The 16,524-nt window shown below is 43.5% G+C and carries 14 protein-coding genes; 2 read left to right on the top strand and 12 right to left on the bottom strand.

The features are described 5' to 3' along the window. Window positions 1-12 precede the first annotated feature (12 nt). The 3 genes from FKN05_RS12510 to FKN05_RS12500 all read right to left on the bottom strand — a co-directional run bounded on the left by FKN05_RS12510 (window position 13) and on the right by FKN05_RS12500 (window position 5,220). A complete protein-coding gene (locus tag FKN05_RS12510; protein WP_099610729.1) occupies window positions 13-1,251 on the bottom strand; it encodes an autotransporter outer membrane beta-barrel domain-containing protein in 1,239 nt (412 codons plus the stop codon). A 361-nt stretch (window positions 1,252-1,612) separates the two neighbouring features. After that, a complete protein-coding gene (locus tag FKN05_RS12505; protein WP_170887674.1) occupies window positions 1,613-3,211 on the bottom strand; it encodes a sulfatase-like hydrolase/transferase in 1,599 nt (532 codons plus the stop codon). A 200-nt stretch (window positions 3,212-3,411) separates the two neighbouring features. Next, window positions 3,412-5,220, bottom strand: coding sequence for a methyl-accepting chemotaxis protein (locus tag FKN05_RS12500; protein WP_170887673.1), 1,809 nt, complete (start codon window positions 5,218-5,220; stop codon window positions 3,412-3,414). A 714-nt stretch (window positions 5,221-5,934) separates the two neighbouring features. On the opposite strand from FKN05_RS12500, the gene agaR (FKN05_RS12495) reads away from it, so the two are divergent. After that, a complete protein-coding gene (gene agaR / locus FKN05_RS12495; protein WP_099610730.1) occupies window positions 5,935-6,714 on the top strand; it encodes a transcriptional repressor AgaR in 780 nt (259 codons plus the stop codon). Window positions 6,715-6,865: 151 nt separating this feature from the next. On the opposite strand, the gene FKN05_RS12490 is transcribed toward agaR (FKN05_RS12495), so the two are convergent. From FKN05_RS12490 to FKN05_RS12455, 8 genes are all read right to left on the bottom strand, one after another. Continuing rightward, on the bottom strand, window positions 6,866-7,795 hold the full coding sequence (locus tag FKN05_RS12490; RefSeq protein ID WP_099610731.1) for an IS630 family transposase: 930 nt from the start codon (window positions 7,793-7,795) through the stop codon (window positions 6,866-6,868). A gap of 358 nt (window positions 7,796-8,153) precedes the next feature. After that, a complete protein-coding gene (nagA, locus tag FKN05_RS12485) occupies window positions 8,154-9,272 on the bottom strand; it encodes an N-acetylglucosamine-6-phosphate deacetylase (protein WP_099610732.1) in 1,119 nt (372 codons plus the stop codon). 36 nt (window positions 9,273-9,308) lie between these two features. Then, complete coding sequence (agaF, locus tag FKN05_RS12480) at window positions 9,309-9,743, bottom strand: PTS galactosamine/N-acetylgalactosamine transporter subunit IIA (RefSeq protein WP_099610733.1); 435 nt, start codon at window positions 9,741-9,743, stop codon at window positions 9,309-9,311. Between the two features lie 167 nt (window positions 9,744-9,910). Then, window positions 9,911-10,768 carry a PTS N-acetylgalactosamine transporter subunit IID gene (gene agaE, locus FKN05_RS12475; RefSeq protein WP_161428197.1) on the bottom strand — a complete coding sequence of 286 codons (858 nt, stop codon included), beginning with the start codon at window positions 10,766-10,768 and terminating at the stop codon, window positions 9,911-9,913. Further along, the gene (agaW, locus tag FKN05_RS12470; RefSeq protein WP_170887672.1) at window positions 10,758-11,537 is read right to left on the bottom strand and encodes a PTS N-acetylgalactosamine transporter subunit IIC; all 780 of its coding nucleotides are present in this window, start codon (window positions 11,535-11,537) and stop codon (window positions 10,758-10,760) included. Before agaW ends, agaE begins: the two co-directional genes overlap by 11 nt. A gap of 19 nt (window positions 11,538-11,556) precedes the next feature. After that, window positions 11,557-12,030 carry a PTS N-acetylgalactosamine transporter subunit IIB gene (agaV, locus tag FKN05_RS12465; protein WP_099610735.1) on the bottom strand — a complete coding sequence of 158 codons (474 nt, stop codon included), beginning with the start codon at window positions 12,028-12,030 and terminating at the stop codon, window positions 11,557-11,559. A gap of 13 nt (window positions 12,031-12,043) precedes the next feature. Then, window positions 12,044-13,201 carry an SIS domain-containing protein gene (locus FKN05_RS12460; protein ID WP_170887671.1) on the bottom strand — a complete coding sequence of 386 codons (1,158 nt, stop codon included), beginning with the start codon at window positions 13,199-13,201 and terminating at the stop codon, window positions 12,044-12,046. Window positions 13,202-13,213: 12 nt separating this feature from the next. Beyond that, window positions 13,214-14,341: a D-tagatose-bisphosphate aldolase, class II, non-catalytic subunit gene (locus FKN05_RS12455; protein ID WP_170887670.1), complete on the bottom strand. Its 1,128-nt coding sequence runs from the start codon at window positions 14,339-14,341 to the stop codon at window positions 13,214-13,216. Between the two features lie 20 nt (window positions 14,342-14,361). Between FKN05_RS12455 and agaR (FKN05_RS12450) the strand changes: the two genes are divergently transcribed. After that, the gene (agaR, locus tag FKN05_RS12450) at window positions 14,362-15,018 is read left to right on the top strand and encodes a transcriptional repressor AgaR (protein ID WP_249339322.1); all 657 of its coding nucleotides are present in this window, start codon (window positions 14,362-14,364) and stop codon (window positions 15,016-15,018) included. A gap of 125 nt (window positions 15,019-15,143) precedes the next feature. On the opposite strand, the gene FKN05_RS12445 is transcribed toward agaR (FKN05_RS12450), so the two are convergent. Beyond that, complete coding sequence (locus FKN05_RS12445; RefSeq protein ID WP_099610739.1) at window positions 15,144-16,334, bottom strand: 3-phenylpropionate MFS transporter; 1,191 nt, start codon at window positions 16,332-16,334, stop codon at window positions 15,144-15,146. Window positions 16,335-16,524 lie beyond the last annotated feature (190 nt).

Below are 16,524 nucleotides of genomic sequence, written 5' to 3'. Positions count from 1 at the left end.
CAACCCACTAAATTAGAAAGAGTACGCCCCACGGCCGTAGAACATGGTCGTGTCTTGTGAATCACTCCAAGAGTACTGAGCACCGAGGTTAAATGAGAAGTTGCTTGCGGTTTCCCAGATGAAATCGACGTTGGTTTCATAGAAAGTGTCATCAAGTTGTGCAATTGGCGCTGAAAATTCATAACCACTATTAGCCAGACGACCTTTGGAGAAGGTGGTATGATCAAGCACTTCTTGTTTGGCTTTAAATTTCGCTTGTGCAGAGAAAATACCCAGGTTAGTGGAAATGCTGTTCGCGACTTCAACACCAACACCGAGATACAAGGCTTCATGCTCAAGTTTGTCAAAATCTTTCACTACTAGAGAATTATCGGCTTGATTTTCTTTATAACCATCCACGCGAACCAATTGGTAATTGGCGTAAACAGATGGAAGAACAGTAAAAGAACCAACGTAAAGTGGGTAGTACAAATCCGCACTCACACCGTAGTTATCACCACCAAACGTTGCATCTTCAGCGGTTGAACCTGAGTAAGAAGGAACACCATTCACATTGTGTTTGCTTAGGTAATCAGACCAACCAACAATACCTTGTGCTGAAATATATATGTCGTCAAATTTGAACAGACCATGCAAGGCCGCATAGTAATTTTCGATATCCAGCCTACGGCCAGTCAGACGGTTTTTCACGTCTGTTTTTTGTTGACTGAATGCTAACCCAACAATTGCATCACTTGAACGCATAAGATCGTAACCGAAGGCAATACCCGTGGATTCTGAGTTATAACCATCATAGCGATTGCTACCATCATTCGTCACATAGTGGCTTGAATCTGCCCCCAAAACCGATACCCACAAAGAAGTGTTACCGTAATCCCCTAAGATAAAGTCTGTGCCACGTTTACGTAAGGTATTGGAAAAGAGAGATTGTGATGACATTACGCTGTATAACGACGCCCCGCTGCGATCTGGACTGAGAGCACTCGCCAGCGCCGCCGCTTCTTCTTTAGTGGTTGCGGATTCTAACAACTGATAAAGCCCTGAGTTCCATGCCTGGTTTGCATTAACATACTCATACAGTGCTTTTAAGTTGTACACATCATAAGCATCAGCACCACCACTGGCAGCTAGTCCGGTTAGGTTATCAATATTGACGTTTGCTGAAACACTTGTTGTAAAGACAAAACCCATCGATGTAGCGAGTGTCAATTTGACTAAATTGCTCAACTTAGTGTTTTTGTTCATCGACATTCTTATTCACCCCTTGATGATAAGGCCATAGTTTTAAAGTTGCGGGGTGTCGTAGCCTTTACCCTCAACTTACGAAGATGTTCATTATATTTACAAACACTTTCGAAGTAAGTGATCTTGGTAAGGATTTCATATAAAAACTAGTAAAAAATCAAAAAAGAAAGGATTCGAAAAGAATAAATCACAAATAAACCACGCGCGAGGAGGAAAAGAAGGGACAGAAGTCACATTCTGAATTTTTCAGGATAACGCACTCAGATTCATACCCAGCGCAGCAAAACTAAAGAGAGATTTATATCCATACGTAACCATAAAAAAGTGCCGAACTTGCGTCGGCATCTTGAAGTTAGTTAACTATAAATTAGCTTAAGAAGTCTGGAACATCATTTTGTTCCCACTCGCGTAAGTGTTTTTCTAAGAAATCACCTTGCTTAAAGTCTTCCATACCATAAGGTAAGCGATTCTTTGTTGGGATCCATACTTTGAGTTTTTCAATCACACCTTTGTATTCTGACTGATTTGCCAGGTTGGTATGTTCATTTGGATCGACGTTGTGATCATACAACTCTTCAGAACCATCGCGATATTGAATGTAACGGTAGCGTTCATCACGCACGGCATGGTTTTTATATCCCCAAGTCATCACCGCTGGCTTATTTCGTTTAAAGTCAGGGTTATTAATGAAAGGGGTCAGGCTTAACCCTTCGTTGGAAGGCACTTCTGGCAAACCGCATAGTGATGTAATGGTCGGGTAAACATCAAGTAAGCTTACCGCTTCTGTATATTCCACACCTTGTGTCTGTTTCGGCATTTTAATTACTAAGGGAACATGAGTAGACTCTTCCCATAACGTGTTTTTACGCCAGTTTCGGTGTTCACCAAAATTTTGCCCATGATCAGACCAAAGCATCACCACGGTATTATCGTTATATTTACTCGACTCAAGCGCATCTAAGACTTTACCAATTTGCGCATCCACGAAAGCAATGCAAGCCAGGTTAGCGCGCACCAGCTCTCTCCAGAACGTCGGACTCACTTTTTCTACTGCTGCGTGGTCCCCTCCTTCAATTGCGCCCATCGTCATGGCTTTACCGTAAAGTGGGATATCTTTCATTTCGTCTTCGATAATGTCCGGCATCTGAATAGACTCAAGCGGGAACATATCAAAATACTCTTTCGGCGCAGTGAAAGGCACATGCGGTCGAATAAAACCCGCCGCTAAAAAGAAAGGCTGATCGTAATCTTTGTGCAGTTGCTCGGCCGCCCAATGTGCAAAATATTCGTCCGGCATCAAGCCGCCCATTGGGATATCCTTACGCTCAAGTTCGCCCCAGCAGAGGGATTTCCCTTTCGCATCCGGACCAAATGTCGTGACGATTTGACCGCCATCTTTCGGAAATGGGTAGTATTTGTGATCATTGACGCCGTAACGACCATAGCCAAAACCACGATCGAGGTATTCCTGGTTTTTGATTTCGTATTTATCTTGCTCAACGTGCCACTGCTTTTCTGCACGATAGTCCGAGGTACCATGATGGAAAATTTTGCCACACGCCATGGTGTAGTAACCATTCTGCTTAAAATGCTGTGGTAAGGTGGGAATATTGCCCATCACTTCTTCAGCGATCGCTGGAAAGTTTTTCAGACCAAGTTCTCGGTTGGTGTACCAACCTGTTGTCGTTGGCGCCATACCAGACAAAATCGCGTTACGTGACGGACCACAAACGGGGACCGCACAGTGGGCATTGACAAAATTATGGCTTTTTTGCATCAAACGATCGATGTTCGGTGTTTTTGCCTGTACATGACCACGTAACCCACCAATCCAATCGTTTAGGTCGTCAATGGCGATAAACAGCACATTCGGCTTTTGGTTCTGAGCATGAACTAACGGGCTCAAGCTTAAACTCGCCCCTAACGCTCCAATAGATTTAAGAAAATTACGGCGTGAAATTTTCACTTGAACTCCTTGGTTTAAATTCTACGTTACCAAAACGATATACCCAACAACTCCAAATACTTGGTCTACAGACGCGCTAAGTATGCGAATACCCACTATTGATACAAATACCAATAGAAACAACTAAAAAACCAAACAGTCCTGAAGGCATGCAATTGCATACAAACCGGGCATGAGTGATCTATTTGGATATAGTAAAATTAAGACAGATGAAACTGAGAGACATGCTCATTGATGTCATCCTTACAAGCAGCTAACTGCTCTGCGGTTTTTTCTAGCTGTTCAGCTCGCTCGGAATAACGTCGGGTAATATCGACAATGACTTGCATGCTTTCGTTAAATGACTCAGCAGTCACGTTTTGCTCAACCGATGCCGATGATAAGTTAATCGCCTGATCAGCAACATTGCTGACTAAATCTTGAACATTGTGCAGGTGTGAAGCAATATCATTCACTTGTTGGTGAGAGGCAGACATCGCATTGCGGCTCTGTTCCATGACTTCAACCGCTTGTGAGGCATCTTCACGCAATGAGGTGATGATGGTTTTAATTTCTAGAGTCGAGCTTTGTGTTCGTTGTGCAAGCAAACGTACTTCATCTGCCACCACAGCAAAACCACGCCCCTGATCACCAGCACGTGCCGCTTCAATGGCGGCATTCAGTGCCAATAAGTTGGTTTGCTCGGAAATGCTATTGATGACTTCAAGCACGGAGCTGATGTTTTCCGTCCCTTTCGCTAGCTGCTCAACGACAGTGGATGCCCCCATAATATTGCTATCTAGTGTGGTAAAACCCTTAATCGCGTCGTCGGTCACTTCATTACAACGATTGATGAGCTGCTGACTTCTGCCTGCACTTTCTGCAACTTCAGAAATACTGCCTGTAATCTCATTCATTGTTGCCGTCAATTGAGTCATCGCCGTCGCAACGAGTTCAGATTCTGATAACTGTCTTTTCGAGCCGTTATTGTTTTCCGTTGCCATCACGCCCACGTCTGCCGCGATAGTGTTAAGTGCACCAAGGTTATGACTGATGTCCCCTACCATAGCACGTAGCGATCTCGTCATATCGTTGATCGCAATCGCAAGGCTGGCCATTTCATCTTTACCTGTGGTTGGCAAATGATGGTGTAATTCCCCCGCAGCCAAATGCTTTACAATACGAATAGTCGCATTAACCGGGGTAACCACAGAACGCGTAATCACCAAACCAATAAAGAAGCTCGCAATAACGGAAAGCAGGCAAACCACAATACTGACTATCGAACTAAAGCGCTCCGATTCCTCCATTTGGGTTTCAATGTTACTCGCTAACGTTTTGGCACTATCACGCACTTGTACTGCATATGTGTTCATTACTTCACGAGTATGAACAAGGTTAGAAACATACTGAGCAACTTGATTTAACTCATTTTGATATTCAGCAACTTCGTTACCCGTCACCATAATATTGCGATTCCACTCTTCAAGCTGATGCTGCCACGCTTCAATCAATGACGGTTCTAATTGCAGTTCAACCTGCATTCTTGCTTTACTTAGTTGTATTAATCTCAATTGTGCGCTGTCAGATAAAAACTCACTTGCCCACTTTTCTTCTAATTGTTCAAGCTGCTTATTGATGCTTTGAACCTTATTCATCTGTTGATTGAAGGCATCGAATTCCTTGCCATAAGCAACACTTGCAAATTCAAATGTCTCAACTAATTCACGGTTATCCGGATGAGTAAAAATATGTTCATTAGCAATAAAATTATCTAAGTTGACCTTATGCCACTTTTTGAAACGTTGAGCATAAACAGGGTCTCGTGTATTAAGGTAGCTATTTTCTAATACTTGCAAACCAAACACTTCACGTACGCCAACATGCGCTTTAATCAACTGACTGACTTGGCTCTTCGTCACCGAGTGAGAGCGAAGACCTTCTCCATAAATCACCAACGACAATAGGATGATGATGGCAAACCCGGCCCCTAATCGTTTAGCAAAACCATACTGGTTCAAATGAAACATCTGACTTCCTCATGAATCTATTAAATAAAAACTACATACATTGAATACCAAACACTTCTCTCACGCAGATTCATAATTATTTAAATATCATTGAATTGTACCGTGTTTTTCATCATCCCTTTGTGACTTTATGCACAAAACGAAAACAAACGAAAGGTAATGACTTTTACCTTATTACCAACTTGCAAAAAAAAACAAAAGAAAAAGAAAGTTGATATACAATAAGATGAGTTTAGTATACTAGTTCGTATTATCAAAATGATAGATTGTGTCCATTTTTAGATCTTATAAGTTACTGTAAGTATTAAAAATGTTAATTCTCTTAAATAAAATACTTTGATGCCAGCAGGTATTGGACGAATATTAAATAAGTTATTTGTGCGCTGCATACCTAGATGAAAGTAGATGAAGAAGAGAAGAGTGCAGCCTGTCACGGAATTGAAAGCTGCAACATGATTCAATCAAACTAGTTTAACTGAGTTGAGCCTGCACTTATTTAATTTTTATATCGCCGACAACCCCCTGAATATTAGAGTTTGAATACTAAAAATGGCGCGCTGTTTAAAAAAGTCAGATGCGACGCTTGGTTAACGATACTTTATAAAAAAAACAATTCGCAAGTGGTTAGCTTGTTGTAAGCTTGCTTTCGATTTAGTATATAATCCTTTTAAAGAAACAAAATGAAAGTTAGTTTCATGTTACAGGAGTAATCCAATGATAACGGCGGTCGAAAGACGCAATGAAATTGTTGAGCTAGTCAATTCTGTCGGCAGAGCCCGTGTTGAAGACTTGGCCTCTAAGTTTAATGTGTCCAGTGTTACAATTCGTAGCGATCTCTCTTTTCTTGAAAAGAATGGCTATATTGTCCGTTCACACGGCGCAGCAATCCCTAATTCAGGATTAATCTCTGAGTTGTCGGTCCACGAAAAACGACGTCATAACTCTGAGAGTAAAGCGCTCTTAGGTAAGGCGGCAGCAAAACTCGTAGAAGATGGTGACACTGTGATCCTAGATTCCGGTACCACGACGCTAGAAATTGCACGTTATTTAAATAACGTCGAAAACGTAGTCGTGATGACTAATGGACTCGATGTCGCGATGGAACTCTCATCGAAATCAGGCGTTGAAGTCTTAATGACCGGTGGCGTTTTGAGAAAAAAAGCTATGTCTTTTTCAGGACCAAAGTCAGAAGCAGGATTGCAAAATTATCGCTTCGATAAAGTGTTCTTAGGCGTAGATGGTTTCGATATTAAAGCGGGTATTACAACATACAGCGAACAGGAAGCCTCCCTCAACCGACTCATGTGTGAAGTGGCAGATAAAATAATTGCTGTGGCAGATTCAAGTAAGTTTGGCAAACGCAGCTGCCACATGATTCGAGCATTTAACAACATTGATACGCTGGTCACTGATTCAAACATTCCAGATGAATATTTGAAAGAACTACAAGATCAAGGAGTTAACGTCATTATTGTACAAACATCTCCTCAATAAATCGTACTCACTTTTGTCACGGTCGACATGCTGTTCTCGACAGCTGGACATAACCTAAAGCGGTTCAGGACATTTCATTGGTGTAGCTAATGTCTTCCATATAGGGCCGCCTAATGTTATTCAAATCTATTTTCTCCCCTACTATACCCGTTCAACTTGAAGATGCAGGTTTCAATATCTGAAAATTATCTGTAATTCTGGATGCGAGTGAGCCTGCAACTTCAGGGAGCGTTACATCAAAAAACGTTTTGATAGCAGAGGTGAATGCTGCTTTGGAGGGAAAATAGACGTTGTTCCTCACATGCTCATTCATTACTTTCCAAAGCCGCTCTATCGGATTTAAGTTCGGACTATATGGCGGAAAGTAATGAAGCTCTATATTGAGCTTCCAAAAGAAGCGAACAATACTCTCGCTATCTATCGTCTCATAAGTATCGGTGATCGTGGCGCTAATATCTTTCAGGGGGAGAGCACCGATTAAATTCACTCGAGTACGACTACCTGTCGTTTCAATAAGCTTATCCTGACCCTTACGGATCCAGCCATAGCTGAGCTTTGTTGATTGAGTCGGATGAACAGCATCCATGAAAAGCACTGGCGCATCATTGGACTTAAGCACCTCGTTGTAATACTCGATAAATGCTTGCTGCTCTTCAGGTTTTAGCTTGTGCGGTACACCTTTAGGCTTTTTGTATGAAAAACCATGGTGATGTAACCACTTATTCATGCCTGCAACTGTGTAGCGAACGCCGAATTCAGCCTCGACGTAAGCAACGATTTGATGGGTATGGAAATAAGTTTTTTCAGTCAAATGCTCGATTAGATGCATGGTTTGGGTAGCAGAAAGCTTGCTTTGGCTTCCACCATTTTCAGGCTTGAGTTTTTCAGAAAGCACGTAGTCGCTGAGGTGACGTGCAACAGTCGATTCGTGAATGCGAAGAGCTTGAGAAATCATCGCCTGACTCCAACCTTCAGACGCAAGTAAGACCGCTTTGATGCGGTCACGTACTCGACCATCACGAGTGGAATCGTGCATCTCTTCGAGTTGTAGTTTCTGTTGGGGAGTCAGTGTTATTTTCATGGAGCGTAGCATGATCCTGATTTTATGAAAAATCAAGCATCTTCAATGATCACTGGTATAATACTAAGCCCCTTAAATTTTTCTTCCTGTTACTTTTCACAGGCACTTAGATAAAGAGATCAAAGCACAAGCTCTATGTAAGAATAAGTATTTTTAGAGGAGAGGACTTCGGCCTACTAAAGCGATTCCGTTAAGACCTCCATATACCTAGAAGCCAAAAATTGGACTGGCATTTAAACTCTTAAAGCCACCATTTCGTTTTGATCAACCAGCTCATGAGGTGTCTCCCCAACAAAATAGTAGGCATCAAAACGGTTTTCATTATAATGAAGATACCGCTTGATCAATACTGCGGAAATCATGTCACCCAGGTTTCTTTTAATTCAATCGCTGGGTTAACGCATAAAAAATTAGCTTTTTTACCGACAGCGATGGAACCATATTTATCCTCAACACCCAATAAACGAGCCGGAAATAAACTGGCTGATTCAATCGCATGTTTTAATTCCACACCCGCCATGGTTGATAAATTCTTCACCCCTTGGAATAACGCTAAAGTACTCCCTGCTAATCCCCCTTCTTGGGTGGTCACAATGCCGCTTTGCATACGGACCGCATTACCGCCCAAGAAATACTCACCATCAGGTTGGCCAGTTGCACGCATGGCATCGCTGATCAGCACTAAACGTTCTGCGGCACAACTGACACAAATTTTCATTGCTGCTGGATGAACATGATGGCCATCTGCAATCAACTCAATATAAGCTCGTGAGTCACTGAGCCCAGCGCCTACCACACCGGGTTCTCGATGATGAAGGCCACTCATCCCGTTGTAGCAATGGACAATGCCATCTGCACCGGCCTCAAATGCCGAGTTTGCTTGAGCGTAACTCGCATTGGTATGTGCCAACATCACGTTGAGTCCTCGCTGTTTCAAATGACGAATGGCGTGGCATGCATTCTTTTTTTCTGGTGCTAACGCAACCGCTTTTAATGTGTCTCGACTGACTGCGATCAGATGATCCAGTTCCTGTGTGTCCAACTCACGGAATAAACTGGCATCATGAGCACCTTTATGCCGTTCGGTAAAATAAGGGCCTTCTAAATAACTGCCTAAAATCGTCGCCCCAGGAACACCTTGCACCATGGCTTCAGCCACATTAATCAAAGCACGTTCAATATGTGGTAGCTGATCGGTAACCGTGGTTGCGAGAAAAGCGCCAACGCCTTGACTCGCTAAATGTTGTGATAATTGGGTTAATGATTCGAGCGTGCCGTCCATCACATCGACACCAGCGCCACCATGCACGTGTGAGTCAACCAGTGCGGGTAACATCACTTCCACTTGCATCATGGTGGATATATCGTCTTCGGGCTGCTTAGGCCGAATTTGCGTAAAACACTCATCTTCGATGCTAATAATGTAATCTTGCTGCCATCCTTGCTCGGTAAGAATCTGTTTTACATTAATTTTCACTTTATTCGCTCCTCAACATATCACAAAAGCATTCGGTTAAATGCCTTCACATGCCGTTTCGGTCTGTGATTGTTTGGCCAACTCATCAAATAAACATGTCATTCCACGGTGGCCACATAACAAGGCTTGTTCTCTAAATTCGGTAATGTTGAGTTCGTCACGCTCCAACATCATCTCTAAAATTAATTGCAGGTTAGCCCCTGTAATGACTTCTATATTACCGTGCTCTAAAGCAAGGGTTGACGCGATACGAAATGGACTGCCACCCAATAAGTCGGTGATAAATACCAGCCCATCTTGTGTACCAACATTCTCCATTGCGGCTCGAAATTGTGCTTCCAGTTGTTGGGTTGTTGATTCCGGAGGGAAATCAATCGCTACACATTGCTCTTGTACCCCAATCACTTGGTGCATGGCTTTTTCCATACCTGAGGCAAATGCACCATGGCCGGAAATAATCACACTCAACATCTTCTTTTCCTCTTCTATTAAAGAGGGGGATCCAGCTGACTTAAAGCATAAGCGAAGTCATCGATTATCCAACACTCATGGCAACACCAAGTCAATTGGCTGGTACGTTGATCCCTTTAAGGATTCACGCCCCCTCTGATTAGCCGTTTTCTCTCTCGGTTAAAGCGTTATAAGAAACCGATAAAACGACCCGCAACCGCCATCACAACCGTAACCACAATCAGTTTAATTGGGCTCCAACCACGTTTAACTAGGGTATACATTAGCAAGGTATACACTAATGGAAGGAATGCGGGCATCAGCTTATCAATCACATCCGCTTGCAACTTAACGACCGCATCACCGGCATTAATTTCTAGCGTAGTAGAAAGACGTACATACGTCGCGACCAGTGCCCCAATGACCGTCATCCCCACAATGGAAGCCGCATGACCGACTTTTTTGGTATTGGCTTTAATCATCGGTATCGCTGCCACGCCCATTCGGTAAGCATAATGAGCCAAACCAAAGCGAAGGCCGAAATGGACCACGTTAAATAAGCAGAAGAAAACCACGGCTCCGAGAATCGAGCCTTGCAATGCGAGATCGGCACCAATCCCGCCACAAATGGGCAGTAAAGTGAGCCAGAACATGGCATCGCCAATTCCTCCCATAGGAGCACCAACCGCAATTTTAGTGCTTTGGATACTATTCACATTCTGCTTTGAACGCTCCATCGCCAAAATAATGCCCATCACAAACGTAACTAAGAATGGGTGTGTATTAAAAAAGCCCATATGCCCACGCATTGACTTGGATAGGTCACTTTTGTTGGTATGAATTTTTTCTAATGCCGGTAATAACCCATACAGCCATCCCGCAGCTTGCATACGCTCAAAGTTAAATGAAGCTTGTAATAGCAGTGAACGCCATGCCATTCGGTTAATGTCTGATTTGGTTAACTCAGTACCAATCGATTTATCACTGTATTCATCTTGTGGGACGTCAGGCGTTTGGTTGACATCGATATTGTGATTAGATCCCATCTTCAAATTCCTCTTGTTTAGTCGCAACAACAGCGGTGTCTGTTCCTTTTTTCATAAAATCAATCAATGCCATCGCCAGTGCTGCAGCGGCAATCGCTAACACAGGGAGTTCAAGCCAAGCTGCCGCGACGAATCCAAGAATAAAATAAGGAATGTAGGCATTTTTCATCATAATTTTCATCAGAACCGCAAAACCAATCGCTGGCATGATGCCACCCGCAACCCCTAAACCGTCGATCAAGGTTTTAGGTAGGGCTTCAACAGCCACCTTGGCGTGTTCTGCACCCAAATAGATTGGAAGAAAAGCCCATAGGAAATAAAAGGTACCCAATACCAGTAGCGCAAAATAGTTGACGCGTTCAATGCCTTTAGTGTCGGCGTTATCTGCCATTTGGTCACATTTAGACATCATGGGTGCCATCACAGAGAATAAGAAAGTAATCCCCATTTGTACGGCAACCGCAAAAGGTACCGCGACCCCAACCGCGACATCAGCGGGCACACCGGAACTGATAGCAAATGTCGTCCCAACAATCGTCCCAATAATAACATTGGGTGGCTGAGCCCCCGCTAACGGGGCTAACCCCATCCAAACTAGCTCTAATGTTCCGCCCACTAATATCCCCGTTGGTAAGTCGCCCAAAATCAAGCCAACTAAAGGGCCTAATACCACAGGTCTATGAAAGTGAGTTAAACCGTTAAAGAGATCTAATCCAGCGAAAAATGCCAGTATTCCCAGCATTAACGCTTGTATGAATCCTATTTCCATCTTTCAGTTCCTTTCTTAATTAAAGTAATTCAAAAACATCCGTAGCAGATTCGGTAGGGACTCCCTGCACACGGCATTTCACGTTATGTTTTTTTAATTGTTCAAAGCTTTCAATATCTTGTGCATTGACGGAAACGGTTTTATGAATTTGTTTTTTTCCATCCACGTAATGCATATTGCCAATATTAATGTCTTGAATTGGCACTCCGCCTTCAACCATCCTTAAAAAATCAGACGGTGTTTTAGCGACTAACAAAATTTTCTGGCGATCAGCGGCTTTGTGAATATTGTCGATGACTTTTTGAATACTCCAGAAACGAATCGCAATGCCTTCGGCAATCACCATTTCCATTAAATTTTGTTGGATGGTGTCCTCGGCAACGTCATCATTAGCCACAACGATGATATTTGCATCGACAAACCCAACCCATTGCACGCCCACTTGACCGTGCACCAAACGTTCATCAATGCGACTTAATACGATATTTGGCATTGTTTATTCCTTTTTAACGGTTGAACGGATAAATATTAACGCCCTGTACCACACGATTGACTTCCCCACTTGGGCAAGGATTATCTGGGCCAATCTCGAGATCAAACGAGCGAGTAAATGCATAAATCTGGGCAAACAATAAGAATGGGAAAGCCAGTGCCGCATCATCTGCATCGGCAAAATGCGGAATTTGAAAATAATCGCCTTCGGCAATCATGGCATCAACTTCAGTGGTTAACGCCACCACTTTCAGAGCTTTATTTTCCGCTCGTAACTCCCTCAAGAGATCACGATCATATTGGCGGGTATAAGGGTCATTAGAGATAAAAATAAAGATTATACTGGCATCATCGACAACCGATTTAGGGCCATGACGAAAACCTACCGGGGAGTCAAACGTGACAGAAAGCTTACCCGCCGTTAATTCAAGTAACTTTAATGCCGCTTCTTGCGCGACCCCTTGCAAGCTGCCACTGCCTAAGTAAATAATTTTATTGGCGTCTAAACGAGCCAATGCGGTAATACTGGCTAACTGGCCGGTCAAAATGGCACGGCACGCCTGTTCTATCGCGTTAAACCGTTCTCCATTAAACTGCTGGGGGAGCAAGGCATGTAAACAAGCAACCATCATACTCGTTAGGCTACTGGTCATCGCAAAGCCTAAATCATTCGTTTCAGGTGGCATTAATAAGGCAAAACTTCTTACATCTTCGCTGGCTCGTAAATACAAGTTACCTTGCTCATTACACGTAATCACCAAATGATAACAGGTATCAAGCACTTCGCTGGCAAGCTCAACCGCAGCAACGCTTTCTGGGCTATTACCAGAACGAGCAAACGAAATCAGCAAGGTGGGACAGTTTTCCGCAAAATACTCTTCAGGATCAGCCACAATATCGGTGGTTGCGATTGCATCAATTCGACGCTTTAGTTTTCCTGATAAATAAGGCGCAAGAGCGCGTCCAGCAAAAGCAGAACTCCCCGCTCCCGTGAGCACAATTCTTCCATTCGGATAAGAAAAAAAGGTGTTCATAAAATCGTTGATGCTCGCTTGCAAAGGCATTAATCCTTGTAACGTTCTTTGCCAAGCATCAGGCTGTTGTGTAATTTCTTTAGCGGTTGCTAATCCATTTTTATGCGCTAATTGTTGTTGAGAAATATTTAAATACATAAGGTTAGCCTTCTATTTATCACGGCAAGCGGCAGCATATAACGCCACCACTTCACCAATTTTGTTAACAATGATTGCCTTGGGATCCGGTGTGAGCCGGCCTTCACGGATCGCTTGAAACTGAATGGGTAAATATTGGCTGATTAACGGCAGAGGAATAGGATGATCTTGTAAGTTGTGTAATAGCACAGCTAAGCCGTCATTGACCTTTTGATCAGGCCAGTAGTAGCGAATGCGATCAGAAAAACTAAAGCTACGGGCTAAACGCTGAGTTTCGCTGTCTCCTTCGTAATACTCCTGCCAATATTTCGGCTCAGCATGCATCGCCCCTTCAAGTACTTGTCGCAATCCAGAGCAATGTCTCGCTGGAATTAATTCTTCTTCAATGCATGAGAGGGAAAATAAAGCTTCACGCAAAGCAAAGGTTAACGCGGGCCCAACTTTTAAAATCGCAAAATGATCGCGAACTAATGCTTTATAAGCCTGTGCGGTTTGATAATCGGTCGAATGAGCTTCAAACACCAAATGAGGATAACGTTCAACGACTTTACTCAGCGCTTGTGCTTTCTCTGGGCAATAATCAATAATGCCTTGATGATCAAACTCAACACCAGGTTGTACTACAAGGCCAATAACGCGTGACCAAATGTCTGCTAACCCTTGCTCAACAAAGGCAGAATAATGCGTTTCGATCGTGTTAATCGCCGCTTGAGGTTGAGTGACTTGTACACTGCTTAGCGTTTCTGTTGCGCCACCAGGAACAGGAACTTCGGTACCGATCACATAAACCAATGTGGAGTGGCCAAAAATACGATCCGCGGTTTTTTCTGCCACGAGAGCCAGTTTCGCTGCACGTTGTGCCACCGTTTCATCACTCAAGGGTACGGCATCACCCAAACAGCTCATGCTGCAATCTAAGTGAATTTTTTGAAATCCTGCAGAGACATAAGCCACAATTTGATCTTCAGCGAATTTCATCGCCGTATCTGCATCTAAATGCTGCCAACGATTGGGGCCTAAATGGTCGCCCCCCAACACGATACGTGACATGGGAAAGTGAGCCGATTCAGCTAACCGTTCAACCAAAGCACAGAAATCATTAGGTTGCATCCCTGTATAGCCAACAATTTGGTGTTTCAACTGTCACCATAAGAAATGATTTGGCAGCATTGGAAAAGCAAGGAATCGCAACGAGAGCTTATGGTGGTGCTTACCTTCAAGACAATGACATTCGGCCATATGAGCACTCAGTTGAAGATAAAAATCAACTCAATAAAACCTTGAAGGAAAAAATCGCCGCAGCGGCCGTTAGTCTGATTGAAGACGGAGATACCCTGATCCTTGACTCGGGCACCACAACCCACTGTATTGCAGAGGCACTAAGACACGCCAATGATTTAGTGGTTCTGACGAATGGCTTAAATATTGCCAATGCACTTTTTCCAGCAGAAGGCGTTGAGGTGTTAGTCATTGGCGGAAAGTTACGCCGAAAATCCATGTCATTTTACGGCGAACAAAATGATGGCGTGTTAGAGAACTATCACTTTAATAAATTATTTCTTGGGGTGGATGAGTTTAACCTAGAAAAAGGCATTACTACACATAATGAAAATGAAGCAAGACTGAACCGGAAAATGTGCGATATTGCCGATGAAGTGATTGCTGTTACCGATTCATCAAAATTCGGTAAAGTCAGTCTGCATAAAATTCTAGAAACCACACGAGTTGATAAAGTGATCACCGATCACGGGATTCCCGAGGAATATTTACAAGGCTTGAAGCGTCTAGGGATCAGTGTAATTTTAGTCGACGACTGAACGACGTTCGACGATCACAATCTGATTGATCTTACCGCCGATGGTAACTTATCAAGACAAAAAACCTCTCGTAACTGAGAGGCTTTTTCATGAACATTCAACACACAGAACTCAATCCATTAAGATCAATGTTGCGCTTCTGGCTCTACCTTTGACTCAGCCACCGGATCTGTTTGCGCTTGTGGTAATTCAACCTTAATAAATAAAGCCAAAACGCCCATCAACGCCATCGCCCAGAAAACAGCCGCACCCCAATGTTCATATCCCCATCCGCTGAGCGTTGTCATTGCCGCAATCACCGCACCAAGAGGAATCGCATTGTAAAGTGCCTGCAATGCCACCATTTTATTTTGTGGCGCATGCTGAATGTATTGAATGGCCGCAATATGTGCCATAGCAAAGGTGACGCCATGCAGTAATTGAATCGCAACTAAAGCCACAATCATCGTGGTCGAGGCCGTCAATCCCCAACGGATGATCACCCCAATGGCAGCGACCATAAAGAGTGAACGTAAACTCCAGCCAGCAAACATCCGTTTACTCAAGGCAAAGACTAACACTTCAGCAACCACCCCCAAGCTCCACAGGTAACCGATGATCGCCTCAGAGTGTCCCGCCTCTTTCCAATAAATCGCACTAAAACTGTAATAAGCAGCATGGCTTCCCTGAATCAATGCCACCAACACTAAAAACTTAATAACCGGTAATTCACGTAGCAGTTCTGAGAGTTTCGGTCTAACCGCATAGGCTTCACTCTCGGTGACTGGCAATGGTGTTGGGTTACGTAAACTAATCAGTAGCGCCACCGCCACGCCAAATAAGGCGGTATACAAAATCATCGGAGTGCCATACAACGCAACAAGATAACCAACAACTGTTGAACCCGCAATAAAGGCCACCGACCCCCATAAACGTGTCCGTCCATAATCCAACAAATTGTGTTTTGCGTAGTAGTTCGCCATCGCGTCAGACAGTGGCACCACAGGGCCACAGCAAAGGTTAAACAAGATCGTCGCTAATGCCATTAACCAAAAACTGCCCCCAGTAAAAAAGTGGAAAGCAATAAACAGGACAGCTGCCAAGCTTAACCACCGTAAGGCCGGTAATAGATGCTCAACTTTATGAACGCGTGGGGTAATCACTAAATTAGCAACACAGCGTGTCGCAAAACCGATACCGACTAACAAACCAATATCAGTTGCCGAGACACCTTGATCTGCAAACCAAAGCGCCCAAAATGGTAAATACACCCCATACGCAAAAAAGAAACCAACAAAATATTGGGATATCCACCCAAACGGAGAGGGGTTAAACATACTACATCCTAGAAAATCAATAACCAGTGAATCATCAGTGGTACTTACAAAGGTCGCTATTATGCAATGACTCCCTTTAACTAAAAAGGGAACTTTCACTTAAAATCTTATTTCCCTGATCTGCTAAGTCGATAAGGACTATACCCAAACAACTTGCAGTTGCAGGGAGGTGGCAAGTGAGTGACAAATT

Origin of the sequence: Vibrio sp. 1-1(7) (assembly GCF_013048485.1) — a bacterium.
GTDB classification, from domain to species: Bacteria; Pseudomonadota; Gammaproteobacteria; order Enterobacterales; family Vibrionaceae; genus Vibrio; species Vibrio fujianensis.
Note: the sequence above shows the minus strand (reverse complement) of the source record. Positions and strands in the feature narration are given on the sequence as shown.

Bases quoted from the DNA above. Each gene is read 5' to 3' on its own strand.
- agaV (WP_099610735.1), bottom strand. From the start codon at position 12,030: ATGCCAAATATCGTATTAAGTCGCATTGATGAACGTTTGGTGCACGGT.
- FKN05_RS12445 (WP_099610739.1), bottom strand. From the start codon at position 16,334: ATGTTTAACCCCTCTCCGTTTGGGTGGATATCCCAATATTTTGTTGGT.
- FKN05_RS12490 (WP_099610731.1), bottom strand. From the start codon at position 7,795: ATGAAAATAACACTGACTCCCCAACAGAAACTACAACTCGAAGAGATG.
- FKN05_RS12500 (WP_170887673.1), bottom strand. From the start codon at position 5,220: ATGTTTCATTTGAACCAGTATGGTTTTGCTAAACGATTAGGGGCCGGG.
- agaR (WP_099610730.1), top strand. From the start codon at position 5,935: ATGATAACGGCGGTCGAAAGACGCAATGAAATTGTTGAGCTAGTCAAT.
- FKN05_RS12510 (WP_099610729.1), bottom strand. From the start codon at position 1,251: ATGTCGATGAACAAAAACACTAAGTTGAGCAATTTAGTCAAATTGACA.
- agaE (WP_161428197.1), bottom strand. From the start codon at position 10,768: ATGGGATCTAATCACAATATCGATGTCAACCAAACGCCTGACGTCCCA.
- agaW (WP_170887672.1), bottom strand. From the start codon at position 11,537: ATGGAAATAGGATTCATACAAGCGTTAATGCTGGGAATACTGGCATTT.
- agaF (WP_099610733.1), bottom strand. From the start codon at position 9,743: ATGTTGAGTGTGATTATTTCCGGCCATGGTGCATTTGCCTCAGGTATG.
- FKN05_RS12460 (WP_170887671.1), bottom strand. From the start codon at position 13,201: ATGTATTTAAATATTTCTCAACAACAATTAGCGCATAAAAATGGATTA.